Annotated in this window: 22 protein-coding genes; 16 read left to right on the forward strand and 6 right to left on the reverse strand. The window is 66.3% G+C overall.

The features are described 5' to 3' along the window. The first annotated feature begins 291 nt into the window (after positions 1 to 291). From K410_RS0121655 to K410_RS0121665, 3 genes are read left to right on the forward strand one after another with little or no spacing between them, the layout of a single operon-like run. Positions 292 to 1,326, forward strand: a complete 1,035-nt coding sequence (locus tag K410_RS0121655; RefSeq protein ID WP_245269422.1) for an efflux RND transporter periplasmic adaptor subunit — start codon at positions 292 to 294, stop codon at positions 1,324 to 1,326. Beyond that, positions 1,327 to 4,401 carry an efflux RND transporter permease subunit gene (locus K410_RS0121660; protein WP_028136815.1) on the forward strand — a complete coding sequence of 1,025 codons (3,075 nt, stop codon included), beginning with the start codon at positions 1,327 to 1,329 and terminating at the stop codon, positions 4,399 to 4,401. Further along, positions 4,398 to 4,709 (forward strand): DUF3240 family protein, encoded by a 312-nt coding sequence (locus tag K410_RS0121665; protein WP_028136816.1) that lies wholly within the window; start codon positions 4,398 to 4,400, stop codon positions 4,707 to 4,709. Before K410_RS0121660 ends, K410_RS0121665 begins: the two co-directional genes overlap by 4 nt. Before the next feature lie 9 nt (positions 4,710 to 4,718). On the opposite strand, the gene K410_RS0121670 is transcribed toward K410_RS0121665, so the two are convergent. Both K410_RS0121670 and ndk read right to left on the reverse strand, forming a co-directional pair. Then, entirely contained in the window at positions 4,719 to 5,579 is an 861-nt protein-coding gene (locus tag K410_RS0121670; RefSeq protein WP_028136817.1) for a TerC family protein, read from the reverse strand. A 41-nt stretch (positions 5,580 to 5,620) separates the two neighbouring features. Further along, a complete protein-coding gene (ndk, locus tag K410_RS0121675) occupies positions 5,621 to 6,043 on the reverse strand; it encodes a nucleoside-diphosphate kinase (RefSeq protein ID WP_028136818.1) in 423 nt (140 codons plus the stop codon). A gap of 311 nt (positions 6,044 to 6,354) precedes the next feature. Between ndk and K410_RS0121680 the strand changes: the two genes are divergently transcribed. The 3 genes from K410_RS0121680 (at position 6,355) to K410_RS0121690 (ending at position 8,955) form a co-directional block, all read left to right on the forward strand. Further along, positions 6,355 to 6,630, forward strand: coding sequence for a hypothetical protein (locus K410_RS0121680; RefSeq protein ID WP_028136819.1), 276 nt, complete (start codon positions 6,355 to 6,357; stop codon positions 6,628 to 6,630). 224 nt (positions 6,631 to 6,854) lie between these two features. Next, positions 6,855 to 7,028 carry a hypothetical protein gene (locus K410_RS40500; protein ID WP_196236033.1) on the forward strand — a complete coding sequence of 58 codons (174 nt, stop codon included), beginning with the start codon at positions 6,855 to 6,857 and terminating at the stop codon, positions 7,026 to 7,028. Between the two features lie 64 nt (positions 7,029 to 7,092). Beyond that, complete coding sequence (locus K410_RS0121690) at positions 7,093 to 8,955, forward strand: ABC-F family ATP-binding cassette domain-containing protein (RefSeq protein WP_028136820.1); 1,863 nt, start codon at positions 7,093 to 7,095, stop codon at positions 8,953 to 8,955. 164 nt (positions 8,956 to 9,119) lie between these two features. On the opposite strand, the gene K410_RS0121695 is transcribed toward K410_RS0121690, so the two are convergent. The 3 genes from K410_RS0121695 to K410_RS0121705 all read right to left on the reverse strand — a co-directional run bounded on the left by K410_RS0121695 (position 9,120) and on the right by K410_RS0121705 (position 11,728). Continuing rightward, entirely contained in the window at positions 9,120 to 9,602 is a 483-nt protein-coding gene (locus K410_RS0121695; protein ID WP_028136821.1) for a hypothetical protein, read from the reverse strand. Between the two features lie 167 nt (positions 9,603 to 9,769). Beyond that, positions 9,770 to 10,222 (reverse strand): DNA polymerase III subunit chi, encoded by a 453-nt coding sequence (locus tag K410_RS0121700; RefSeq protein WP_028136822.1) that lies wholly within the window; start codon positions 10,220 to 10,222, stop codon positions 9,770 to 9,772. Positions 10,223 to 10,228: 6 nt separating this feature from the next. Then, a complete protein-coding gene (locus tag K410_RS0121705; RefSeq protein ID WP_028136823.1) occupies positions 10,229 to 11,728 on the reverse strand; it encodes a leucyl aminopeptidase in 1,500 nt (499 codons plus the stop codon). Between the two features lie 338 nt (positions 11,729 to 12,066). Between K410_RS0121705 and lptF the strand changes: the two genes are divergently transcribed. The 9 genes from lptF (at position 12,067) to K410_RS0121750 (ending at position 21,988) form a co-directional block, all read left to right on the forward strand. Continuing rightward, a complete protein-coding gene (gene lptF / locus K410_RS0121710) occupies positions 12,067 to 13,236 on the forward strand; it encodes an LPS export ABC transporter permease LptF (protein WP_028136824.1) in 1,170 nt (389 codons plus the stop codon). Next, a complete protein-coding gene (gene lptG / locus K410_RS0121715) occupies positions 13,233 to 14,330 on the forward strand; it encodes an LPS export ABC transporter permease LptG (protein ID WP_028136825.1) in 1,098 nt (365 codons plus the stop codon). Before lptF ends, lptG begins: the two co-directional genes overlap by 4 nt. A gap of 23 nt (positions 14,331 to 14,353) precedes the next feature. Beyond that, on the forward strand, positions 14,354 to 16,810 hold the full coding sequence (locus K410_RS0121720; RefSeq protein WP_433994204.1) for an LPS-assembly protein LptD: 2,457 nt from the start codon (positions 14,354 to 14,356) through the stop codon (positions 16,808 to 16,810). A gap of 69 nt (positions 16,811 to 16,879) precedes the next feature. Next, the gene (locus K410_RS0121725) at positions 16,880 to 17,815 is read left to right on the forward strand and encodes a SurA N-terminal domain-containing protein (RefSeq protein ID WP_028136827.1); all 936 of its coding nucleotides are present in this window, start codon (positions 16,880 to 16,882) and stop codon (positions 17,813 to 17,815) included. Then, the gene (gene pdxA, locus K410_RS0121730) at positions 17,815 to 18,861 is read left to right on the forward strand and encodes a 4-hydroxythreonine-4-phosphate dehydrogenase PdxA (protein ID WP_028136828.1); all 1,047 of its coding nucleotides are present in this window, start codon (positions 17,815 to 17,817) and stop codon (positions 18,859 to 18,861) included. Before K410_RS0121725 ends, pdxA begins: the two co-directional genes overlap by 1 nt. Beyond that, a complete protein-coding gene (gene rsmA, locus K410_RS0121735; RefSeq protein ID WP_028136829.1) occupies positions 18,861 to 19,718 on the forward strand; it encodes a 16S rRNA (adenine(1518)-N(6)/adenine(1519)-N(6))-dimethyltransferase RsmA in 858 nt (285 codons plus the stop codon). The genes pdxA and rsmA overlap by 1 nt, the downstream gene beginning before the upstream one ends. A gap of 23 nt (positions 19,719 to 19,741) precedes the next feature. Then, positions 19,742 to 20,800 carry an alcohol dehydrogenase gene (locus K410_RS0121740; protein WP_028136830.1) on the forward strand — a complete coding sequence of 353 codons (1,059 nt, stop codon included), beginning with the start codon at positions 19,742 to 19,744 and terminating at the stop codon, positions 20,798 to 20,800. A 77-nt stretch (positions 20,801 to 20,877) separates the two neighbouring features. Then, positions 20,878 to 21,114 carry a hypothetical protein gene (locus K410_RS0121745; protein ID WP_028136831.1) on the forward strand — a complete coding sequence of 79 codons (237 nt, stop codon included), beginning with the start codon at positions 20,878 to 20,880 and terminating at the stop codon, positions 21,112 to 21,114. 157 nt (positions 21,115 to 21,271) lie between these two features. Beyond that, a complete protein-coding gene (locus K410_RS0121750) occupies positions 21,272 to 21,988 on the forward strand; it encodes a Crp/Fnr family transcriptional regulator (RefSeq protein ID WP_028136832.1) in 717 nt (238 codons plus the stop codon). A gap of 8 nt (positions 21,989 to 21,996) precedes the next feature. Here K410_RS0121750 and K410_RS0121755 read toward each other — a convergent pair whose 3' ends face one another. Continuing rightward, a complete protein-coding gene (locus K410_RS0121755) occupies positions 21,997 to 22,734 on the reverse strand; it encodes a Crp/Fnr family transcriptional regulator (RefSeq protein ID WP_028136833.1) in 738 nt (245 codons plus the stop codon). Positions 22,735 to 22,885: 151 nt separating this feature from the next. On the opposite strand from K410_RS0121755, the gene K410_RS0121760 reads away from it, so the two are divergent. Then, the gene (locus K410_RS0121760; protein WP_028136834.1) at positions 22,886 to 23,122 is read left to right on the forward strand and encodes a hypothetical protein; all 237 of its coding nucleotides are present in this window, start codon (positions 22,886 to 22,888) and stop codon (positions 23,120 to 23,122) included. Positions 23,123 to 23,131: the final 9 nt, after the last annotated feature.

A 23,131-nucleotide genomic window follows, 5' to 3' on the forward strand; every position in this document is an offset into this window, starting at 1 on the left:
CGTGAAGACAGCTTGACCTCTACGGCTATGAAGCAATCCACCGAGATCAACCGAAGCGCCCTGCGAACCGCGAGCAGCCTTCCACGATGGCTGGCCCGCTTGAGGCAAATCAACCCATCAACGCGGCGGCGGAGTAATCCAAATCTGCCATCGATCAGCGCTTCGTTCGCCTCCGGGCATGGGTTATTCCTGATGCGAATCCGTCGCAAAACTCCCCCTCTCACCTCTTCCGGGGGCGTGCTCGTTCGTGCGCTCTTCGCCATTGCATTGTGCCTGCCGAGCTCGGTATCGATGGCGCAGGACGAGGTGAAGCTGAGCGATGCGCAGGCGCGCAATCTCGGCGTCCGCGTCACCCATCCGGTTGCCAGCCGGACCGATCTGACGCTGCCCTACCCCGTCCAGATCATGATCCCAACGCCGCAATTGTGGGTCGTCAGCGCACCGGTGGCGGGCATGGTCGCCAATCTCCTGGTCGGGCGCGGCGATCGCGCCACGGCCGGCCAGCCGCTGGTCACCCTGGAGAGTCCGAGCTTCGTCTCCCAGCAACGCGACTATCTGCACGCGATCGCGCAGGAGCATCTCGCCAGCCAGCAGCTCAAGCGGAACGTCGATCTGTTCGAAGGCAAGGCCGTGCCGCAACGCGTGCTGGAGGCGAGCCAGGCCGAAGCGCGCCAGGCCGCTCTCGTCGTTGCCGAGCGGCGCCAGGTGCTGCGCCTGAGCGGGATGTCGGACGATGCCATTTCCCGACTGGCCCAGGAGGCGGCGATCAGCGGCACGCTCACGGTCAACGCGCCGCAGACCGCGTCCGTGGTCGAGGTCACGGTGTCGCCGGGACAGCGGCTCGAGCAATCCGCGCCGCTGGTCAAGCTGGCGCGGCTGTCACCGCTGTGGGCCGAGATCGCGGTCCCCGCCGCCAATATTCGGGCGATCCGCACCGGCGCGAGAGTCGAGATCGAGGGCTATTCCACGCCCGGCAAGGTCGTGCTGGTCTCCGAGACCATCGACCACGCCACCCAGACCATTCTGGTTCGCGCCGAAGTTCCCAACGACGGCGAGCTGCATCCCGGTCAGACTACCGTTGCCCGCATCGGTTTTCTCTCCGCCGGCGAAAGCGCCTTCGAAATTCCCTATAGTGGGCTGATCCGGCGGGGCGAGCAGACCTCGGTCTTCGTTGCCTTCGACGGCGGCTTCCGCCTGGTCCCGGTCAAGCTGCTCGCGGAGGATCAGGATCACGTCGTCGTGGCTGGCCCGATTACGGACCGGGATGCCATCGCGATCGGCGGCATCTCGGCGCTTCGCGGCATTCTGTCGGGACTGGGGCAATAGATGCTCCGCCGCCTGGTTGCGTTCGCGTTGTCGCAGCGGCTGTTCGTGATGCTGAGCGTGCTGCTGGTGATCGGCGCCGGCGCGGTGCTCCTGCCCGGCCTGCCGATCGACGCCTTCCCCGACGTCTCGCCGGTTCAGGTGAAGATCATCATGAAGGCGCCGGGGCTCACCCCTGAAGAGGTCGAGCAGCGCATCACGGTCCCCATCGAGCTCGAGCTGCTCGGATTGCCGAACAAGAAGGTGCTTCGGTCGACCACGAAATACGCGCTGGCCGACATCACCGTCGATTTCGAGGACGGAACCGACATCTACTGGGCGCGCAACCAGGTCTCGGAGCGCCTGTCGAACATCTCGCGCGACTTCCCGGAAGGCGTGACCGGCGGTCTGGCGCCGATCACGAGCCCGCTCGGCGAGATGTTCATGTTCACCATCGACAGTCCCGAGCTTTCGCTTGCCGAGCGCCGGACCCTGCTCGACTGGGTGATCCGCCCCGCGCTGCGGACGGTGCCCGGCGTTGCCGACGTCAACGCGCTCGGCGGCTATGTCCGCGCCTTCGAGATCGTGCCGCGCAACGATGCGCTGGCCGCGCGCGGCATCACCTACGACCTGTTTCGTCGGGCCATCGAAGCCAACAGCCGCAACGACGGCGCCGGACGGGTGAACCAGGGCGAGGACAGCGCGCTGGTCCGGATCGAAGGCAGCATCCGTTCGATCGAGGACATCAAGGCCATCGTCGTCGACACCCGCGAGGGCGTGCCGATCCTGGTCAACGACGTCGCGACCGTCAAAGTCGGGACGCTGACGCGCTATGGCGCCGTCACGGCGGACGGCCGCGGCGAAACCGTCGAGGGGCTCGTCCTCGGCTTGCGCGGCGCCAACGCGGGTCAGCTCATCCGTGACGTGCGCGCCCGGCTCGCGGAGCTGCAAGGCACTCTGCCCAAGAGCGTTTCGATCAACGTGTTCTACGACCGCAGCCGCCTGGTCAACCGCGCCGTCGGCACCGTGGTGCGGGCGCTCGGCGAGGCCACCGCCCTCGTCATCGTTCTCCTGCTGCTGTTCCTCGGCAATTGGCGGGCTTCGCTCGTGATCGCGCTCAGCCTGCCGCTCGCCATCGTGATCGCGTTGATCATCATGCGCGTGGTGGGAATGTCGGCCAACCTGATGAGCCTCGGCGGACTTGCGATCGCGATCGGCATGCTGATCGACGCCCTGGTGGTCGTGGTCGAGAACATCGTCGGCAACCTCGGCAAGCACGAACCGGGTAAGGCTCTCCCCTTGATCCACCTGATCTACCGTTCGGTTTGCGAAGTCCTGGAGCCGGTCGCCTCGGGCGTGCTCATCATCATCATCGTGTTCGTCCCCCTGCTGACGCTGCAGGGGCTGGAGGGCAAGCTGTTCATCCCGGTCGCGCTGGCCATCATTTTCGCGCTGGCCGGCTCGCTGCTGCTGGCTCTCACAGTGATCCCGGTCGCGACCTCCTTCGTGCTCAAGTCCGCCTCGCATCGCGATCCCCTGCTGGTGCGTGCGGCCCAACGGGTCTACGCGCCGGTATTGGACTGGGCCTTGAACAACGAGCGCAAGGTGATGGCGGCGGCGCTGATCGGCCTGGTCGCGGCGGGCTTCGCCTACACCAAGCTCGGCAAGACCTTCATGCCGACGATGGACGAAGGCGACGTCATCGTCAGCGTGGAGACGCTTCCCTCCGTCAACCTCGACGAGTCGCTGGCGATGAACGCGAGGCTCCAGACAGCGCTGCTGGCCGTGCCTGATATTGCCGGCATCGTCGCCCGCACCGGGTCGGACGAGCTCGGCCTCGATCCGATGGGACCGAACCAGACCGACACGTTCCTGGTGCTCAAGCCCGCCGCCGAGCGCGCGAGCGACAACCGCGAGGACCTGCTGCAGAAGCTTCGCGAGGTGCTGAGCGGCTTTCCCGGCATCTCGCTCAGCTTCACCCAGCCCATCGACATGCGCGTGCAGGAGATGATCAGCGGCGTGCGCGGCGACGTCGCCGTCAAGATCTTCGGCCCCGACATCGCCAGGCTGAACGAGACCGCGGCAAGATTGTCGGCGATCCTCTCCAGCATCGACGGGGCCGAGGACGTCTACACCACGCTGAACGAAGGCGCCCAATATTACACGGTTGCGGTCAATCGCATGGAGGCCGGCCGCCTCGGCCTGACCGTGGATTCGATCGTCAACTCGCTGCGGACCCAGATCGAGGGCCGGACCATCGGGACCGCGCTCGAGGAGGGACGCCGCACGCCGATCCTGATCCGGGGCAGCGAGACGACGCGGGAAGCACCGACCTTGCTGGCGAGCCTGCCGCTGACGCTGGCCTCGGGGCAGCATGTGGCGTTGTCGCAGGTCGCCCGCATCCAGCGCGTCGACGGCCCGGTGAAGATCGACCGCGAGGACGGCGCCCGCATGAGCGTGGTGCGCGCCAACGTGCGCGGCCGCGACATGGTCGGATTCGTCGAAGCGGCGCGCCAGAAGGTGGCGACCGAGCTCCCGCTTCCGAGCGGCTACCGGCTGACCTGGGGCGGACAGTTCGAGAACCAGCAGCGTGCCGCCGCACGCCTGTCGATCGTGGTCCCCGTCGCGATCGGCCTGATCTTCGTGCTGCTGTTCACCACGTTCGGCGCCATCCGCCAAGCCTTGCTGGTGCTCGTCAACATTCCCTTTGCCCTGATCGGCGGCGTCTTCGCCCTGGTGGTGACGGGTGAATATTTGTCGGTGCCGGCCTCGGTCGGATTCATCGCGCTGCTCGGCATCGCCGTGCTCAACGGCGTCGTCCTGGTGTCCTACTTCAATCAGCTGCGCGCCCATGGTCTTCCCGAGGACCGCATCGTCGTCGAAGGCGCCATGCGCAGGCTCCGGCCCGTGCTGATGACCGCGAGCATCACGGCGCTGGGCCTGATCCCGCTGCTGTTCGCTTCCGGGCCGGGATCCGAGGTGCAGCGGCCGCTCGCAATCGTCGTGATTGGAGGATTGCTGTCCTCCACCCTGCTCACGCTGATTCTCCTGCCGATCCTGTATCGCCGCTACGGCGGAACGTCGAAGGTGGCGAAATGATCGACCAGCCCGTCTGCCTCACGCTGATCGTGCCGCATCGGCTCCGCGACGAGGTGTTGGACTACATCGCTAAACAGGGCGATCTGGTTCCGGGATTCACGGCCTTGCAGGCCGCCGGTCACGGGATTGAGGTCCGATTGCACACGGCGGCCGAACGCGTGAAGGGCCATGCCGACCAGACCGTCGTGCAAGTGGTGCTGGCAGGGCAAGATGCCAGCCGGCTGATCGAGCGGCTGCGGGCTTCGTTCGCCGGAACCAAGCTGGTCTACTGGACGACGCCGGTGACGGAGCTCGGCACGATCGACTGAGCGGCCGGCCTACTCGGCCGACGCCCTGGCGTGGCGCTCGGATGATTCCAGCGCGGCGGCGATCAGCTTGCGCCGGCGCCAGATGCTGCCGACCACCAGCACGACGAGGACGCCGAGCGCGGCGCAGAAATATTCGCCGCCGGCCCCGCCATGGCCGAATTGCGGCGGGATGCGCAAGGCACCGAGCATGGCGTCGAGCGAGGCACCGAACGGACCGTCGAACAGCGCGTGCAGCCCGGGCGCGACGCCGGGATCGGTCGCGATCACCTCGCCCGCGATCCAGCCGAGCAGCGCCGCACCGGCCCAGACCAGCACCGGCAGCTTTTCGAGCAGCGCCATGATCAGCGCCGCGCCGGCGACGATCAGCGGCACGCTGATGGCAAGACCGAGGATCAGCAGCGGCACGCTGCCATTGGCAGCGGCAGCCACCGCGATGACGTTGTCGAGACTCATGACGATGTCGGCGACCACGACGATCTGGATGGCGTGCCACAGATGCGCGGCGGCATCGACGTCGTCATCGTCCTCGTGCTCCGGCACCAAGAGCTTGGCCGCGATCACGATCAGCGCAAGACCGCCGATGAGCTTGAGGTACGGCAGGCCCATCAGCGTGGCGACGATGCCGGTGAAGATGATCCGCAGCATCACCGCCGCGCCGGCGCCGAAGATCATGCCCCAGAGCCGGTGTCGCGGCGAGAGGCCGCGGCACGCCAGCGCAATCACCAGCGCGTTGTCGCCGGAGAGCAGGATGTTGATCCAGATGATCTTGCCGACCGCAAGCCAGAAGGTCGGCGCAGCCATCTCGTTGCGAAACTGGGTGAAGAATGCCCCGATCGTCGCGGGATCGAAGATCTGCCAGAGCCAGTCCACAATGAGTCCTTTCGCCCAGTCTTCAACTTACGGCCGATCGATCAGCCGACGATCTCGTTGCCCGAGAAGAACTGCGCGATCTCGATCGCGGCAGTCTCCGGCGCATCCGAGCCGTGCACCGAATTCTCGCCGATCGACTTTGCGTAGAGCTTGCGGACGGTTCCCTCGGCGGCCTTGGCCGGATCGGTCGCGCCCATCACCTCGCGGTACTTGGCGATGGCGCCCTCGCCTTCCAGCACCTGCACCACGACCGGACCGGAGGTCATGAACTCGACGAGCTCGCCGAAGAACGGGCGCGCCTTGTGGACGGAATAGAAGGTCTCGGCCTGCTCCTTGGTCATGCGGATGCGCTTCTGCGCGACGATCCGCAGACCCGCCTTTTCGATCACGGCATTGACGGCGCCGGTCAGGTTACGCGCGGTCGCGTCGGGCTTGATGATCGAGAAAGTACGTTCGAGGGCCATGATCTGTCCTTGGGAAGAATAGCGGTGGTTGCCGGGTTGGGGGCTTATATCGGCGCCTTCGCCGGACGGCAAGCGAGCGTCCGGGCGACCGCGCCGGCGCCTCGCCACCGGCGGCCCAGCCGGATCCGGACGTGGATTACCGAGATTTCACCCAGATGAACCAAATCTGAAGCCTCCATTCAGGCTTTGGTTCGGCCTGCCGGCTTATGCTCCTTCCATCGAAACCCGAAGCCCGACCATCAGGCGGACCGTTTCGGCGGCCTTTCCATCGACGCGGATGCCCCCGCGCCGGCAGTTTTGAGGAGATCACCATGTTGAGGAAACTTTCGCTTGCCGCTGTCGCTGCGGTTGCGCTCGGTGCCGCGCTGGCGCCGACCTCGGCCTCCGCTCACTGGCATGGCGGCGGTCCGGGCTGGCATGGCGGCGGTCCGGGCTGGCATGGCGGTGGCGGCTGGCACGGCGGCCATCGCTGGGGCGGACCGCGCTTCTATGCCCCCGTCTCCTACGGCTATGGCGGCTGCTATGTGCGCCGGCTGGTCCCGACCCCCTGGGGACCCCGCTGGCGGCTGATCAACCGCTGCTACTGAGTCCGACAGCACCTTCCTAAAACCCCGAGGTATCTGCGCCCCCACAGGTACCTTCCAAGAGGAGCCCCGGCGATCCCCCCGCCGGGGCTCCGCATTTTGGGCGGATGTGACGGGGTCCATGCAATTTTGACGAGAATGGCAGCGATCTCCTCGGAGTGGCGAAACCATTTTGGGGGTCAATGACTTGGTACCGTGTCTTGACTTTGAGAACACGGAACCTGGTGATGGCTGGGCCTTTTGCCAATGACAGCGAACAGATCGATCGGCGCACCAGCCGATCGATCTGCGATGCCGTGGGCGAGCGGCTCCAGCAGAGCCTGCGTCCCGAGCCCCGGCTCCCGACACATCTGGAGCAGCTCCTCAACGAGCTGGATCGCCGCGACCGCGACGCGCATTGAGCGGCGGGTCAAAGCCGTTGCAGAAACGGGTTGCGTTTGACGGCGGCTGCGGTGACAAGGCCGCATGCTGTCCATTACCGACCTCTCCATCCGCCTCGCCGGACGCCTTCTGATTGACCAGAGCTCCGTGCAGATCACGCCGGGATCGCGCGTCGGCCTGGTCGGGCGCAACGGCACCGGCAAGTCGACGCTGTTCAAGGTGATCCGCGGCGAGCTCGCGGCCGAGCACGGCACGGTGACGCTGCCGCCGCGCTGGCGCATCGGCAGCCTGGCGCAGGAAGCCCCGAACGGCCCCGAGAGCCTGATCTCCGTCGTGCTCAAGGCCGACCTCGAACGCGACGCGCTGCTGACCGAAGCCGAGCACGCCACCGACCCGCACCGCATCGCCGAGATCCAGACCCGCCTCGTGGACATCGACGCGCATTCGGCCCCCAGCCGAGCCGCCGCGATCCTCTCCGGCCTCGGCTTCTCCGCCGCCGATCAGCTCCGCCCCTGCGCCGAGTTCTCCGGCGGCTGGCGCATGCGCGTCGCACTTGCCGCCACCCTGTTCGCGGCGCCCGATCTGTTGCTGCTCGACGAGCCCACCAACTATCTCGACCTCGAAGGCACGTTGTGGCTGGAGGATCACCTCGCGCATTATCCGCGCACGGTGATCGTGATCAGCCACGACCGCGACCTGCTCGAAAGCTCGGTCGACCAGATCCTGCATCTGGAACGCGGCAAGCTGACGCTCTACAAGGGCTCCTATTCCTCGTTCGAGGAGCAGCGCGCCGCGCGCGAGCTGCTCGACGCCAAGGCGGTCAAGCGCCAGGAGGCCGAACGCGCGCGCCTGCAGGCCTTCGTCGACCGCTTCAAGGCCAAGGCCTCGAAAGCCCGGCAGGCGCAATCCCGCGTCAAGATGCTGGAGCGGCTGAAGCCGATCACCGCGCTGGTCACCGAGGACGTGCGCGAGATCAGCTTTCCCGCGCCGGAAAAGATCCTCTCGCCGCCGATCATCGCGGTCGACAACGCCTCGGTCGGCTACGATCCGGCAAGCCCGGTGCTCAATCGCGTCACCTTGCGCATCGACAACGACGACCGCATCGCGCTGCTCGGCGCCAACGGCAACGGCAAGTCGACGCTGGTCAAGCTGCTGGCCGGACGTCTCGCGCCGTTCTCCGGCAAGGTGACGCGCGCCGACAAGCTGTCGATCGCCTATTTCGCGCAGCACCAGCTCGACGAGCTCAACGAGGACGCCTCCGCCTACGACCACGTCCGCAAGCTGATGGGCGATGCGCCCGAAGCGAAAGTGCGGGCGCGCGCCGGCGCGATCGGCTTCTCCGGCAAGGCGGCCGACACCAAGGCCGGCAAATTGTCGGGCGGCGAGAAGGCGCGGCTGCTGCTCGGCCTTGCCACCTTCTTCGGCCCCAACATGATCATCCTGGACGAGCCGACCAACCATCTCGACATCGATAGCCGCGGCGCTCTGGCCGAAGCCATCAACGAGTTTCCCGGCGCAGTGATCATGGTCTCGCACGACCGCTATCTGATCGAGGCCTGCGCCGACCGGCTCTGGATCGTCGCCGACCGCACCGTCACCAATTACGATGGCGACCTCGACGAGTATCGCCGCCTAGTGCTCTCCACCCGCAACGGCGAGCCCGCCCCGCGCGAGCGCAGCGCGTCAAGCGAAAAGCCGCAGCGCGCGAGGTCGGACAATCGCGGCTCGCTCAAGAAGCGCATCGCGGAAGCCGAAGCCGAGATCGCCCGCGTCAGCGAGATCATCGCCAAGATCGACACCGCGCTGGCCCTGCCCGACATCTTCACGCGCGATCCCAAGCAGGCCGCGCAATTGTCGAAGGCGCGCGCCAATGCGGCCAACGCGCTGGCGCGGGCGGAGGAGCAATGGCTGGAGGCGAGCACGCAGTTCGACGAGGCGGCGGGGTAAGCGAGCTCTCGTGTCCCGGACGCGGCGCGGCATGAAATGACGCGACGCCAAGCCGGGACCCACGCGTCGCAGCACTCGGCTCCTGGACCCCGGCTCAGCAGCGCATCGCTTGCGCGCTGCGCTGCGTCCGGGGCACGGCATGCATCGGTAGCGGCGATCTCAGCTTACGCGTGCTTCTTCTTCGGCTTCGCCGCCTTCGGCACCGGCTGCGGATCGGGATTGCCTTCGATCGACGACAGGCGGCCGGAGGTGAAGGTGTAGATGCCCGCGCGCGGGCCGGTGGCCCACGTCACCACCGCAACGCGGCGGCCGGCGGCATCGTTGGAGAGGTTGACGCTCGAGGGCGCGCCGATGCCGCGCACCACGTCGCATTCGGTGTGGCCGAGCGCGACCGTGCCGCCCATCGGCGCCGGCGTGGTCGATGCGTTGGCATCGGCCGGCCCGGGCGGCGGCGCCATGCCGGGACAGCCACCGTCGGCGCTGACGAGATCCTCAGGCCCGACCGGCTTGTCGGGGGTCAGCGGCGGCGATTCGATCGAGATGTTCTTGATGAAGAGACGGCCCGGTTTCCGGAACCATTCCGCATCCTTCGACAACAGATCGCTCCCGCCCGAACAGCCCGCGACCAGCGGTGCTATTGCAGCCAACGCAAACAGGAGCGACTTGGGAAGCTTTTGATGTCGCACGATAAACCAAATTCCCCGCGTGAAGGACCAGCCCTAAGCGATTGTCCCAACATCACTTTGCGGCACGAAGGTGACCAAAGCCAGCGTCGCCCGAAAAGTGCAAATTATCATTAATTGCGAAGGGCCCCCTAATTCCGCTTCTGCCACCGGCCCCGCTCGTCGGCCTGCCAATAGGTGACATCAAATCCCCGCGCCTTGCAATCCGTCCAGGCGCTGCGCGCGAGCGCCAGCGCATCCGGGTCGTCGCCGTTGAACAGCAGCACCATGCGCGCATAGCCCTGCGCGTCGTCCGGGAGAGCGGCATTGTCGACCAGGAAGCGGACATGGGCGCCGTTCGGATTGCCCTCCTCGATCGCCAGCACGATCGGCTGATCGGCGGCGTCGCCCACCCGCCATGTCGCATGCGGCAGGAAGGAATCGTCGCGGTAGGTCCACAAATGCGCGTCGAGCGCGTCGGCGCGTTCCTCCGAGGTCGACTGCACCACAACGCGCCAGCCGCGCTCGAGCGATTTCTCGAGAAGCGGCGGCAACACGTTCTCCACCGTCATGTTTTGCAGATGATAGAACAGGACTTCAGTCATCTCGGGTCATTTGCGTTCGTAATGGTCGGCGACCAGGCGGTCGAGCAGGCGGACGCCATAACCGCTGCCCCAGCTCTGGTTGATGTCGGTCTTGGGCGCGCCCATGGCGGTGCCGGCGATGTCGAGATGGGCCCAGGGCGTGCCGTCGACGAAGCGCTGCAGGAACTGCGCCGCCGTGATCGAGCCGCCATGACGGCCGCCGGTGTTCTTCATGTCGGCGAACTGGGAATCGATCAGCTTGTCGTATTCGGGACCGAGCGGCATGCGCCAGACCTTGTCGCCGGTTTCGATGCCGGCCGTCAGCAGACGTTCGGCCAGCTCGTCGTTGTTGGAGAACATGCCGGCATGGTGGGTGCCGAGCGCGACCACGATCGCGCCGGTCAGGGTCGCCAGATCGACCATGAATTTCGGCTTCACCTTCTTGGCCACGTACCAGAGCACGTCGGCCAGCACGAGACGGCCCTCGGCGTCGGTGTTGATGATCTCGATGGTCTGGCCCGACATCGAGGTGACGATGTCGCCCGGCCGCTGCGCATTGCCGTCGGGCATGTTCTCGACGAGGCCGATGGCGCCGACCACGTTGGCCTTGGCCTTGCGCGCCGCCAGCGCGTGCATCAGGCCGACCACGCAGGCCGCGCCGCCCATGTCGCCCTTCATATCCTCCATGCTGCCGGCCGGCTTGATCGAGATGCCGCCGGTGTCGAAGCAGACGCCCTTGCCGACGAAGGCGACCGGCGCCTCGCCCTTCCTGCCGCCGTCCCAGCGCATGATCACGGTCCGGCTCGGCCGCGCCGAGCCCTGGCCGACACCGAGCAGCGCGCCCATGCCGAGCTTCTGCATCGCCTTAACGTCGAGCACCTCGACCTTGACGCCGAGCTTGCGGAGCTGACTGGCGCGGCGCGCGAACTCCTCGGGGAAGAGCACGTTCGGCGGCTCGTTGACGAGGTCGCGCGCGATCATCACGCCGTCGATGACATGGCCGGCCGCGACGAATGCCTTCTTCGCGGCAGCGGCATCTCCGACCGCCAGCGAGATGTCGGCGCGCGAGCCGCCCTCCTCGCCGTCCTTCTTCTTGGTCTTGTAACGGTCGAACTTGTAGGCGCGTAGGCGCAGGCCGGAGGCGACCGCAACCGCCTGCTCGCTCGTCATTGCGCCCGCCGGCAGTTCCGCCATGACGGTCATGGCGGCAGTCCCGCTGGGAAGCTTGCTCGCCGCCACACCGCCGAATTTGAGGAAATCGTTCGTCTTCAGGTCGGTCGCCTTGCCGGCGCCGATCACAAGCAGGCGGGTGGCCTTCACCCCCTCCGGCGCCAGGATGTCCAGCGCGGCCCCGCTTTTCCCTTTGAAGGCGGCGGCTGCCGCCGCGCGCTTCACGAGATCGACAGCACCGCCCAGCGCCTTGGCTGTCGCGGGACCAACCTTGAGACTCTCGTCGCAGAACACGACCAGGATGCCACGGGCGGCTGATGACAACGGGACGAAGCCGACCTTGATGGCATCGGACATGGGTAACTCCTTTAAAAGCCTTGATCTTTTCTCGTTCGCGACCATCGCCGGGGCGAGCCCTGAACGACGATTCACTGCGCCTTGCGCACTATGGGCCAGCGGCCGGGCCAATGCCAAGCGCCGCCGTGGCTCCAAGGCCACAACGGGCGAAATATTAACCATATATTGAGGGTGCCACGGGCCAGCCATTTTGTTGACGGATCAAAGGGATGGTAGTGAGAGAGTGAGCTGGCGGAAGAGCCCTGTGGCCAACCTTGGGGATCCCCTGATCGGGGATTGGTTGGGCAAGCGGAATTTCGGCCGACATTGGGGACGTGGTGGGGTTCGTGCGGTAGCGCATGGGGTCGATCGATCGGTATATCTTCCGCACGACGCTGGCGTCGTTTGCGCTGGTCCTGGTCAGCCTCACGGGCGTGATCTGGATTACGCAGGCGTTGCGCGGCATCGACCTGATGACGAGCCAGGGTCAGACCATCCTCACCTTCCTCGGCATCACCAGCCTCGTCGTCCCGGCCCTGGTGCTGATCATCTCGCCGATCGCGCTGATGATCGCGATCTCGCACACGCTGAACAAGCTCGCGACCGATTCCGAGATCATCGTGATGAATGCCGCCGGCTTCTCGCCGTTCCGGCTGTTCTATCCGTTCTTCTACGCCACCTGCGTGGTGGCGCTGCTGGTTGCCTTCATCGCGGCCTATCTCGCCCCCGACGGCATGCGGCGAATCAAGCAGTGGGACGCCGAGATCACCGCCGACGTGCTCACCAACATCCTGCAGCCCGGCCGCTTCGCCCAGCTCGACAAGAACCTCACGATCCGGATTCGCGAACGCCAGCCCGGCGGCGTTCTTGCCGGCATCTTCATCGACGACCGCCGCGATCCGAACGAGCGCGTCTCGATCGTCGCCGAACGCGGCGAGATCGTGAAGAACGAGACCGGCTCGTTCCTGGTGCTGGAGACCGGCAATCTGCAGCGCTTCGAGGCGGGCAAGCGCGATCCGGCGCTGGTGGCTTTCGGCCGCTACGGCTTCGACATGTCGAAATTCTCCAACCAGGGCCGCGACGTCACCCTCGGCATCCGCGAGCGCTATCTCTGGGAGCTGTTCTCGCCGTCCGAGGACGATCCCGTCTACAAGCAGATTCCCGGGCAATTCCGCTCGGCCCTGCATGACAGCCTGCTCGCGCCGATCTACCCCTTCGCGTTTGCCGTGCTGACCTTCGCCTTCCTCGGCGCGCCGCGCACCACCCGCCAGAGCCGCAACTTCTCGATCGGCTCGTCGATCATCGCGGTGTTCGGGCTGCGCATGGCGGGCTTTGCCTGCTCGGTGATGGCGGTGAAGTCGTCGGGCCCGGTGCTGGTGCAATACGCGATGGTGTTCAGCGCCATCGGCCTCGGGTTGTGGATGATCATCAGCGGCGTCGTGGTCGAGCCGCCCCCCGGCCTGATGGAGGCCATCAACAGGTCGAACGCGCGCATCGCGCGGCTGTTCGGACGTCCGGCCACCGCATGAGCATGCTCACCAACACACTCGGGCGCTATTTCGCCGGCCGCTTCGTGGTCGCGGCGCTCGGCGTGTTCGCGAGCATCTTCCTGCTGCTGGTGCTGGTCGACTACATCGAGATGGTGCGCAAGACCTCAGGCCTTGCCTCCGCCTCGGCGCTCATGGTGGCCGAGACCTCGCTGTTCCGGGTGCCGCAGCTTCTGGAGAAGCTGACGCCGTTCTGCATGCTGATCGGCGCCATGACCTGCTATCTGGCCCTCTCCCGCCGGCTCGAGCTCGTGGTCGCCCGCGCCGCCGGCATCTCCGCATGGCAGTTCATCGCGCCGGCGCTCGGCAGTGCGCTCCTGATCGGCGTGATCGCCACCGTCGCCTACAATCCGATGTCGGCGAACTTGCGCGAGGCCTCCAAGCGCATGGAGGCCGAGCTGTTCGGCTCGGCGCCCGGCGGCGGCATCCAGGACGCTTCCGGCTTCTGGCTCAATCAGGTGACCAGCGACGGCCAGACCATCATCAACGCGGCGCGCAGCGAGCAGCAGGGCGTCCGGCTCACGGGGCTGACACTGTTCCGGTTCGATCCGGACCAGCACTTCAAGGAACGGGTCGAGGCGCGCGAGGCGACGCTCGAGGCCGGCCGCTGGCTGTTCAAGGGGGTCCGCCGCTTCTCGCTGGACGCCCCGCCGATCGACCAGGCCAGCCTGGAGATTCCGACGACGCTGACCGAGGCGCAGGTCCGCAACAGCTTTTCCACCCCCGAGACTGTGTCCTTTTGGCAACTACCGAGCTACATCCGCTCGTCCGAAAGCTCGGGCTTCGCGACAGCAGGATACCGACTCCAGTATCAGAAGCTTCTGGCACAGCCGTTTTTGCTTGCCGCCATGGTGATGCTCGCGGCCTCCGTGTCGTTGCGCTTCTTCCGGATGGGCGGCGTGCAAAAGATGGTTTTGAGTGGCGTGGGCGCAGGCTTTCTGCTCTACGTTCTGTCGAAAGTAACTGAGGATCTGAGCAAGGCTGAGTTGATGCATCCGATCGCTGCGGCGTGGTTGCCCGTTGTAGTGGGCGGCCTCACCGGCTTTTTGGCCTTGCTCTACCAGGAGGACGGTTAGTGAGTGCCGTCCAACGAGGGCTCGTGTCTCGGTTGACGCGGCGCATCCTGGTGCGCGCGGACGGGCGCGGTTTGTCCAGGCTGCTGCTCGCCGTCGTGACCGCGGCCTCGCTCGGCGGGCTGATCGACGTTGCCGCCGTGACGCCGGCCTCCGCCCAATATACCTACAATCCGCTGCCGCCGCGTCCGAAGCCGCCCAAGGCCCCCAACGACAACCAGATGCTGGTTCAGGCGACCGAGGTCGACTACGACTACAATAACTCGCGTGTCTCCGCGGTCGGCAACGTCCAGCTGTTCTACAACGGCACCAGCGTCGAGGCCGACAGGGTCATCTACGACCAGAAGACCAAGCGGCTGCATGCCGAAGGCAACATCCGCATGACGGATGCCGACGGCAAGATCACCTATGCCGAGATCATGGATCTCTCCGACGATTACCGCGACGGTTTCGTCGATTCGCTGCGCGCGGACACCGCCGACCAGACCCGCATGGCCGCGAGCCGCGCCGACCGCTCCAGCGGCAATTACACCGTGTTCGAGAACGGTGTCTACACGGCCTGCGCGCCGTGTCGGGACGATCCAAAGAAGCCGCCGCTGTGGCAGGTCAAGGGTGCGCGCATCATCCACGACCAGCAGGAGAAGATGCTGTATTTCGAGACGGCACAGATCGAATTCTTCGGCGTGCCGCTCGCCTACATGCCCTATTTCTCGACGCCCGACCCGACCGTGAAGCGCAAGAGCGGCTTCCTGATGCCGGGCTATTTCCCAGGCACGACGAACACGGGATTCGGCGCGGAGGTTCCGTATTACTGGGCGATCGCGCCCGACATGGACGCGACATTCACTCCCCGCTTCATGACGCGGCAGGGCGTGATGCTGCAGGGCGAGTTCCGTCAGCGCCTGATCGACGGCGCCTACCAGATCCGCGCTTACGGCATCAACCAGCTCGATCCCGGCGCGTTTTCCGGCCAGCCCGGCGACCGCGACTTCCGCGGCGCCGTCGACACCAAGGGTCAGTTCGCGCTGAACGACAAATGGGTCTGGGGTTGGGACGGCGTCCTGATGTCCGACTATTATTTCTTCTCGGACTACCGCCTTTATCAGTACCGCGATCCGCTCGGCTCGTTCCTGCTGCTGCCGACGGAGGCGCTGTCGCAGCTCTATCTGACCGGCGTCGGCAACCGCAGCTTCTTCGACGCGCGCACGATGTACTGGCTGAGCTATTCGGGCAACCAGAGCCAGGTGCCGATCGTCTATCCGGTGATCGACTATTCCAACGTGCTCAACTATCCGGTCTTCGGCGGCGAGGTCAGCTACAAGACCAATTTCGTCAACCTGTCGCGTGACCAGGCGGTGTTCGATCCGATCACGACGACCGCCAATACCAGCAGCCTGTGCACGACGGCGTCGGCCGATCCGCTCGCCCGCATGCCCTCGCAGTGCCTGCTGCGCGGCTTCGCCGGCACCTACACCCGCCTCACGGCGGAAGCGCAGTGGCGCAAGTCCTTCACCGATCCGTTCGGCCAGATCTGGACGCCGTTCGCGAGCCTGCGTGCCGACGCGATCAACTCCTCGGTCTCCAACCAGCCGGGCGTGTCGAACTATCTTCCGGTCGGCGACACCCAGGCGTTCCGCCTGATGCCGACCGTGGGCCTCGAATACCGCTATCCCTTCATCAACATTCAGCCCTGGGGATCGACCACGGTCGAGCCGATCGCGCAGATCATCATCCGGCCGAACGAGACCTATGCCGGCAGGCTCCCGAACGAGGACGCCCAGAGCCTGGTGTTCGACGCCTCGAACCTGTTCAGCGTCGACAAGTTCTCCGGCTACGACCGCGTCGAGGGCGGCGGCCGCGCCAATGTCGGCGTACAGTCCACCACGCAGTTCGACCGGGGCGGCGCCGTCAAGGTGCTGTTCGGCCAGTCCTACCAGCTGTTCGGCTTGAACTCCTTCGCCGTCAACGACGCCATGAACACCGGCCTCAATTCCGGTCTGGACAAGCCGCGTTCCGATTACGTCGCGAGCACGAGCTACTCGCCCAACAGCACCTACACGTTCAGCGTCCGCTCCCGCATGGACGAGCAGACCTGGAACGTGCAGCGCTTCGAGGCGGAAGGCCGCGCCAACTTCAATCGCTGGGCGGTCAGCGTGATCTACGGCAATTACGCAGCGCAGCCGGAACTCGGCTATCTCACGCGCCGTGAGGGCATCCTGACCACGGGTTCGCTGAAGGTGGCGACCAACTGGGTGGTGTCGGGCTCGGCGCGGTGGGATCTCGAAGCCAACAAGATCAACCAATATGTGCTCGGTGCCGGCTATGTCGACGATTGCTTCGTGCTGGCGGCGAACTATGTAACTTCGTATAGTTATGCCGCGGGAACCGCGCCGCCCACGCTGAGCCACGCGTTCATGTTCCAGATCGGTCTGCGCACGCTGGCGACCTCGTCGGCGAGCAGCAGTTCCGCCGGCCTCCAGTGAACGGTTTGAACTGCCGGCCGCGCTTGCCCCCCTCACAGGCTCGACGCGGCTGACATGCGAGCGACAATCATGACGACTCCATTGCCCGTCTTCCGCCTCTTGCTTGCCATCGGTGCCGGGCTGATCCTGACCGGACTGCCCTCGCCGTCGCGCGCGCAGAACATCGTCGTCATGGTCAACGGCGATCCGATCACCGATTTCGACATCGAGCAGCGCTCCAAGCTCGACCAGCTTACGACGCAGAAGACCCCGAGCCGGCAGGACGTCATCAACCAGCTGATCGACGACAAGGTGAAGATCAAGGAGGGCAAGAAGTACGGGGTCGATCCCAGCGCCTCCGACATCAACCAGTCCTTCGAGGGCATGGCGCAGCGCATGCGCATCACGTCGGACCAGCTCGCCAAGTCGCTCGAATCCAAAGGCCTCCGCCCCGAAACGCTGAAGAGCCGAATGAGGGCCGAGATGGTCTGGGGCAGCCTCGTGCGCGGCCGCTTCAAGGAGAAGCTGCTCGTCGGCGAGCGCGACGTCGCGCAGGCCGTGCAGGCCCAGACCGGCGACAAGCTGCAGGTCGAAGGCACCGAGTACAAGATGCAGCCGATCGTGCTGATCGTGCCGCGCGGCTCGTCCCCGGCGTTCATGGAGACCCGGAAGAAGGAAGCCGAGAGCTATCGCGCGCGCGTCGGAAGCTGCGAGGAAGCCAATTCGCTGTTCCGCTCGACGCCGAACGCCACCATTCGCGACACCGTCACCAAGACCACCGCCGAACTGCCGGAGGCGCTGCGCAAGGTGCTCGACGATACCCCGATCGGCCATCTGACCGCGCCCGAGCTGACCAAGAACGGCATCGAAATGGTGGTGCTGTGCTCGCGCAAGCCGACCATGATCGACACGCCGAAGAAGCGCGAGGTCCGCGAGAAGATGTACCAGGAGAAATACGAGAAGACCCAGAAGGCCTATCTCGACGAGCTCCGCAAGGCGGCGATGATCGAATATCGCAACCGCTGATGGCCGATCGCGCAGCAAAGCCGCCGGCCCTTCCTCTTGCCCTGACCCTGGGAGAGCCGGCCGGCATCGGCCCCGACATCACGATCGCAGCCTGGCTGCGGCGGCGCGAGCTGAACCTGCCCGCCTTCTATCTGCTCGGTGACGAGGCCCTGATCGCGCGCCGCGCCAAGGCGCTCGCCCCGTCGCTGGGGGCCGGCGTCAGGACGGTGGCGGTGAGCCCCGGCGAGGCGGCTTCCGCCTTCACCGATGCGCTGCCCGTGGTCGCCACCGGCGAGCGCGCGACCGCCGAGCCCGGCAAGCCCGACGCATCGAGCGCGCCGGCCGCGCTCGCCTCGATCCGGCAGGCGGTCACGGATGTGCGCGAGGGCCGCGCCAGCGCCGTCGTCACCAATCCGATCGCCAAGAGCGTGCTCTACCGCGCCGGCTTCCGTCATCCCGGCCACACCGAATTCCTCGCCGAGCTCGCCGCAGAGAGCGGGCGCGTGCCGCAGCCGGTGATGATGCTATGGTCGCCGCAGCTCGCCGTGGTGCCCGTGACCATTCACGTCTCGATCCGCGATGCCCTGGTCCAGCTTACCGGCGAGCTGATCGCCTCGACCGTGCGCATCGTCGCAACCGAGCTGAAATCCCGCTTCGGCATCGCGCGGCCGCGCATCGCCGTCTCCGGCCTCAATCCGCATGCCGGCGAGGACGGCTCGCTCGGCCACGAGGAGCAGACCATCATCGCCCCGGCGCTGAAAGTCTTGCGCAATGACGGCATCGAGACCAGGGGCCCGCTGCCCGCCGACACCATGTTCCACGAGGCCGCGCGCAGCACCTATGACTGCGCCATCTGCATGTATCACGACCAGGCGCTGATCCCGATCAAGACGGTCGCGTTCGACAATGCGGTCAATGTCACGCTCGGCCTGCCCTTCGTCCGCACCTCGCCCGATCACGGCACCGCCTTCGACATCGCCGGCACGGCCAAGGCCAATCCGGCGAGCCTGATCGCAGCCTTGAGGCTCGCCAGCCGCATGGCGGCTTCACCAGGCTCACCAAGCTGATGAGCGCGATCGACGACCTCCCGCCGCTGCGCGAGGTCATTCGCCGGCACGCGCTGTCGGCGCGCAAATCGCTCGGCCAGAATTTTCTGCTCGATCTCAATCTCACGGCGCGCATCGCGCGCGCCGCGGCGCCGCTCGAGGAGTCCACCATCGTCGAGATCGGCCCCGGCCCGGGCGGGCTGACGCGCGCCCTGCTGGCGCTCGGCGCGCGGCGGGTCATCGCCATCGAGCACGACGAGCGCGCGATCCCGGCCTTGCAGGATATTTCCGCGCGCTATCCCGGCAGGCTCGAGATCGTGCATGGCGACGCCATGACATTCGATCCGCGCCCGTTGCTCGACGGCGCGCGAGCCAGGATCGTCGCCAACCTGCCCTACAACATCGCGACCCAGCTCCTGATCAACTGGCTCACCAGCGAACCCTGGCCGCCCTGGTACGACATGATGGTGCTGATGTTCCAGCGCGAGGTCGCCGAGCGCATCGTGGCGCACGAGGACGAGGAGGCCTATGGCCGGCTCGGCGTGCTCGCCAACTGGCGTTGCGAGACCAAGATCCTGTTCGACATCGCGCCGTCCGCCTTCGTGCCGCCGCCCAAGGTCACCTCCTCCGTCGTGCGCCTTGTGCCGCGCGCAGCGCCGCTGCCGTGCGATCGCAAGCTGCTCGAACAGGTCGCCGCCGCCGCCTTCGGCCAGCGCCGCAAGATGCTGCGGCAGAGCCTGAAGTCGCTTCAAGCGGATCCGGCGCGACTCGCGCATGCCGCCGGCGTCGATGCGACCCGGCGCGCGGAGACCATTCCCATCTCCGGCTTTGTTGCCATGGCGCGCGAATTGGCGGATATACGCAGCGAAACCGAGTAACCAAGAATTCCGGAGGAAAGAAAATGGCGCTGATGCGCAGGCAGTCCCTGGTCAAGTTCGACGCGCCCTTGTGCGAGACCATCGTCGACACGCCGAAGCCGAAAGGCGCCGAGGTGCTGGTGCGCATCGAGCGCTGCGGCCTCTGCCATTCCGACCTGCATATCCAGGACGGCTATGCCGATCTCGGCGGCGGCAAGAAGCTCGACACCACGCGCGGCATGACGCTGCCGTTCACCCTTGGCCACGAGATCGCCGGCGTGGTCGACGAGGTCGGCCCGGACGTCGCGCCGAGTCTCGTCGGCGCGAAGAAGGCCGTCTTCCCCTGGATCGGCTGCGGCCAGTGCCGCGATTGCGCCAATGGCGATGAGAATCTCTGCGTGAAGCAGCGCTTCCTCGGCGTCTCCATCGACGGCGGCTTTGCCACCCACGTGCTGGTGCCCGACGCGAAATATCTGCTCGACTACGATCCCCTGCCCGTCAACCAGGCCGCGACCTTGATGTGCTCCGGCGTCACCGCCTATGGCGCGCTCAAGCGCCTGGTCGACCGTCCGCGCCAGCGCAACCTGCTGCTGATCGGTCTCGGCGGCGTCGGCATGATGGGATTGTCGTTTGCGCAAGCCATGTTCAAGCAGCCGATCACGGTCGCCGACCTCTCGCCGGCCGCGCGCGACACCGCGCTGAAGAACGGTGCCGCGGTCGCCTACGACCCGTCCGAGCCCGACGTGATCAAGCGCATCCTGAAGGAGACCGAAGGCGGCTTCGACGAGATCGTCGATTTCGCCGGCAACGAGAAGTCGATGGCCTTTGCGGTCGCGGTCGCCGCGCGCGGCGGCAAGATCGTGGTCTCCGGCCTGATGGGCGGCCAATTCACGCTGCCGATGGTGCAATGGGTCTACAAGCGCATGACCATCGAGGGCTTCATGGTCGGCACGCTCGCCGAGGCCCACGAGCTGATGGCGCTGGCGCGCGCCGGCAAGATCAAGCCGACGCCGATGCGCGAGGAGCCGATGGGCGACGTCCAGAAATGGATCGACGAGCTTCGTGCCGGCAAGGTCGTCGGCCGCATCGTGCTGAAGAACTGACCGACCGCTTGTTGCGGGCCCGGCGCAAGTTGGGCCCGCGGCACGGAACGCCTTTGGTCTCGCCGCGTTGGCAGCGCATGTCCATTCGCTGCACCGTCGAAAGCGCATTCTTCATCGCCTGGAGCTGCCTCGAGCAGAGCGGCGAGCTCGGCCCGCCGGACGAGAGCGCGAACTTCCTTCTCGACGCCATCGAAGCCCAGCTCAGGACCGGCGAACGCCGGCAGCTGATGCTCGCCAACAGGGCGATCGACGCCTATCGCGCACACGTCGCCGAACGCCGATCCACGGCAGACCGCGAAGCACGGGTCGGATGATGTTCATCGCCGCCTTCTGGCCCCGGCGGCTAGGGCCTGCGCGCCAACTTTTCGGCCCCTGAGCCGCCCCTTGTGTGCACTTTGGAACCGTTGGTTCCGCTACGGAAACGTAGGGTTGCGACCGGCGCCGATTCCCGGCCAGCCAAGAGAAGAAACTGTGACCGGTCGGCCTCCGAACGATCTGCTCCGGCAGCTCGCCCCCCGAGATTTCGAGCTTCTTGCACCTCATCTCCAGCCGGTCGACCTCGAGGCGGGCCACATTCTGCATCATGCCGGCGACGCCGTGGCGGCGGTTCATTTTCCCTGCGGCCCCACGCTGGTGTCGTTCGCCGTTCCGGTCGAGGATGACCGCGAGGTCGAAAGCCTGCTGGTGGGACGCGAGGGGGCGGTGGGTGTTGCCGCCGGCCGCAATCCTTCGCTCGCTTATTCCCGCATCGTCGTGAAGCTCGGCGGCACGCTCGTTCGGCTGCCGCTGCGCGCGCTCGAGCAGGCGCAGCAGAGGTCGGCCGCGCTGCAAGAGGCGTTCTCGCGCTATGCCGATTGCCAGTTCGCGCAATTGCTGCAGAACGCGGCCTGCAACGCCGCGCATCCGATCGAGCAGCGCGCCGCCAAGTGGATCATCTCCGCGCAGGAGCGGATCGGCCGGGCCGAGATCCCCCTCACCCACGAGCAGCTCGCCGGCATGCTCGGCGTCTCCCGCAGCTATGCCAGCCGCGTCATCCAGATGTTCAAGGCCCGGCGCATCCTCGCCACCCGGCGCGGCGCCATCCTGATCCTCGACGCCGCGGCGCTCGACGCCAGGGCTTGCTGCTGCAACGATTGGGTGAAGAAGCATTGTGACGAGGTGCTCGGCGCGGCATCCGCCGATGGCTAGCAGCGGTCTCAGCCATGCCGCGGCGACTGCCGCTTCTGGTGCAGGTAGATCGGGCTGAAATCGCCGAGCCGCTGCAAGTCGCGCCATTTCAGCACGATCAGCTCGCCCTCACGCAGATCCATGGCGCCGCTGCGCCGGAGCTCGGCCAGCGTCCGGTTCACGGTCGCGATCGCCATGCCCAGCGTTTCGCCGAGTTGCACCAGGCTGATCGGAAAGGGACAGCGATTGCCGCGGACGAGCTGCGCGGCACGGGCGCGGTAGAACAGCTCGCAGAACAGGTGAGCCATGCGCGCCTGCATCGGCCGGGCGCTGTTGTTGGTGATGGCCTCGCGAAAGATCGCGGCATCGAGCAGCGTCTCGCGCCAGACGGCCAGCGCAAAGGTCGGCCGCCGCCGGAACGCGGTGAACAATTCGCGGTGCGGGATGAAGGCAACCGTGGCCGGCCCCAGCGCGCTCAATCCGTGGTCCATCTCGTCGATGAACAGGCCTTGCGCGTCCGGCAAGTCGCCGGTGAGGTGGAAGGCAAGATATTGTCGCCCGCCGCCGCCGAGCAGATGGTAGCGCGCGACCATGCCCGAGACGACCAGCACCGAATGTTCGGGTTCGTCGCCCTGGCGGATGAAATCCTCGTTCGGCTCGATATCGCGCAGCGTGAAGGTGAGAGCGCGAATCTCCTTTAGATCCTCCTCTGCGAGCGCGGTGTGCTCGGACAGGTTCCGGATCATCACGTCGTGGGCTTTTTCCATGCGCCGCCAAAAATTGCACCGGTTCTATCAAATGATACGTCCGGCTCGGGTTCAGCGGACTAGAACGCGCTTCGGAAGCAGAGGTTGCTAATCGATCTGCGGCCGTACAGGTCGCATCCACACCGTCACCTCGACGACGAGCCATTCCTTCATGAGCCCTACGATCCTGGAACGTATCCGCAGCCTGTTCACGGCGGATACCAGCGCGCAGCTCGACAGCATCAAGAATGCCGTCGTCCAGGGCGCGCTGAAGCATCCGGTCCGGCCGATGTCCGATCAGGAGCTTGCCCGCGCCATTCGCGAGTTCCGCTCTGCGCCCGTCTCCGACTGGACCCTCGCAAAGCTCTCGCGGCGCTTCGTCGAGGCATCCGGGTCGCGCGACGATTGAACCGGCACG

This window comes from Bradyrhizobium sp. 22 (assembly GCF_000482425.1).
GTDB classification, from domain to species: domain Bacteria; phylum Pseudomonadota; class Alphaproteobacteria; order Rhizobiales; family Xanthobacteraceae; genus Bradyrhizobium; species Bradyrhizobium japonicum_B.

Excerpts from the sequence above, each read along its gene's own strand:
- K410_RS0121690 (WP_028136820.1), top strand. The coding sequence starts at position 7,093 with ATGCTGTCCATTACCGACCTCTCCATCCGCCTCGCCGGACGCCTTCTG.
- K410_RS0121680 (WP_028136819.1), top strand. The coding sequence starts at position 6,355 with ATGTTGAGGAAACTTTCGCTTGCCGCTGTCGCTGCGGTTGCGCTCGGT.
- lptF (WP_028136824.1), top strand. The coding sequence starts at position 12,067 with ATGGGGTCGATCGATCGGTATATCTTCCGCACGACGCTGGCGTCGTTT.
- K410_RS40500 (WP_196236033.1), top strand. The coding sequence starts at position 6,855 with ATGGCTGGGCCTTTTGCCAATGACAGCGAACAGATCGATCGGCGCACC.
- K410_RS0121705 (WP_028136823.1), bottom strand. The coding sequence starts at position 11,728 with ATGTCCGATGCCATCAAGGTCGGCTTCGTCCCGTTGTCATCAGCCGCC.
- K410_RS0121665 (WP_028136816.1), top strand. The coding sequence starts at position 4,398 with ATGATCGACCAGCCCGTCTGCCTCACGCTGATCGTGCCGCATCGGCTC.
- K410_RS0121755 (WP_028136833.1), bottom strand. The coding sequence starts at position 22,734 with ATGGAAAAAGCCCACGACGTGATGATCCGGAACCTGTCCGAGCACACC.
- K410_RS0121740 (WP_028136830.1), top strand. The coding sequence starts at position 19,742 with ATGGCGCTGATGCGCAGGCAGTCCCTGGTCAAGTTCGACGCGCCCTTG.
- rsmA (WP_028136829.1), top strand. The coding sequence starts at position 18,861 with ATGAGCGCGATCGACGACCTCCCGCCGCTGCGCGAGGTCATTCGCCGG.
- ndk (WP_028136818.1), bottom strand. The coding sequence starts at position 6,043 with ATGGCCCTCGAACGTACTTTCTCGATCATCAAGCCCGACGCGACCGCG.
- K410_RS0121745 (WP_028136831.1), top strand. The coding sequence starts at position 20,878 with ATGTCCATTCGCTGCACCGTCGAAAGCGCATTCTTCATCGCCTGGAGC.
- pdxA (WP_028136828.1), top strand. The coding sequence starts at position 17,815 with ATGGCCGATCGCGCAGCAAAGCCGCCGGCCCTTCCTCTTGCCCTGACC.
- K410_RS0121760 (WP_028136834.1), top strand. The coding sequence starts at position 22,886 with ATGAGCCCTACGATCCTGGAACGTATCCGCAGCCTGTTCACGGCGGAT.
- K410_RS0121725 (WP_028136827.1), top strand. The coding sequence starts at position 16,880 with ATGACGACTCCATTGCCCGTCTTCCGCCTCTTGCTTGCCATCGGTGCC.
- lptG (WP_028136825.1), top strand. The coding sequence starts at position 13,233 with ATGAGCATGCTCACCAACACACTCGGGCGCTATTTCGCCGGCCGCTTC.
- K410_RS0121700 (WP_028136822.1), bottom strand. The coding sequence starts at position 10,222 with ATGACTGAAGTCCTGTTCTATCATCTGCAAAACATGACGGTGGAGAAC.
- K410_RS0121660 (WP_028136815.1), top strand. The coding sequence starts at position 1,327 with ATGCTCCGCCGCCTGGTTGCGTTCGCGTTGTCGCAGCGGCTGTTCGTG.
- K410_RS0121655 (WP_245269422.1), top strand. The coding sequence starts at position 292 with ATGGCGCAGGACGAGGTGAAGCTGAGCGATGCGCAGGCGCGCAATCTC.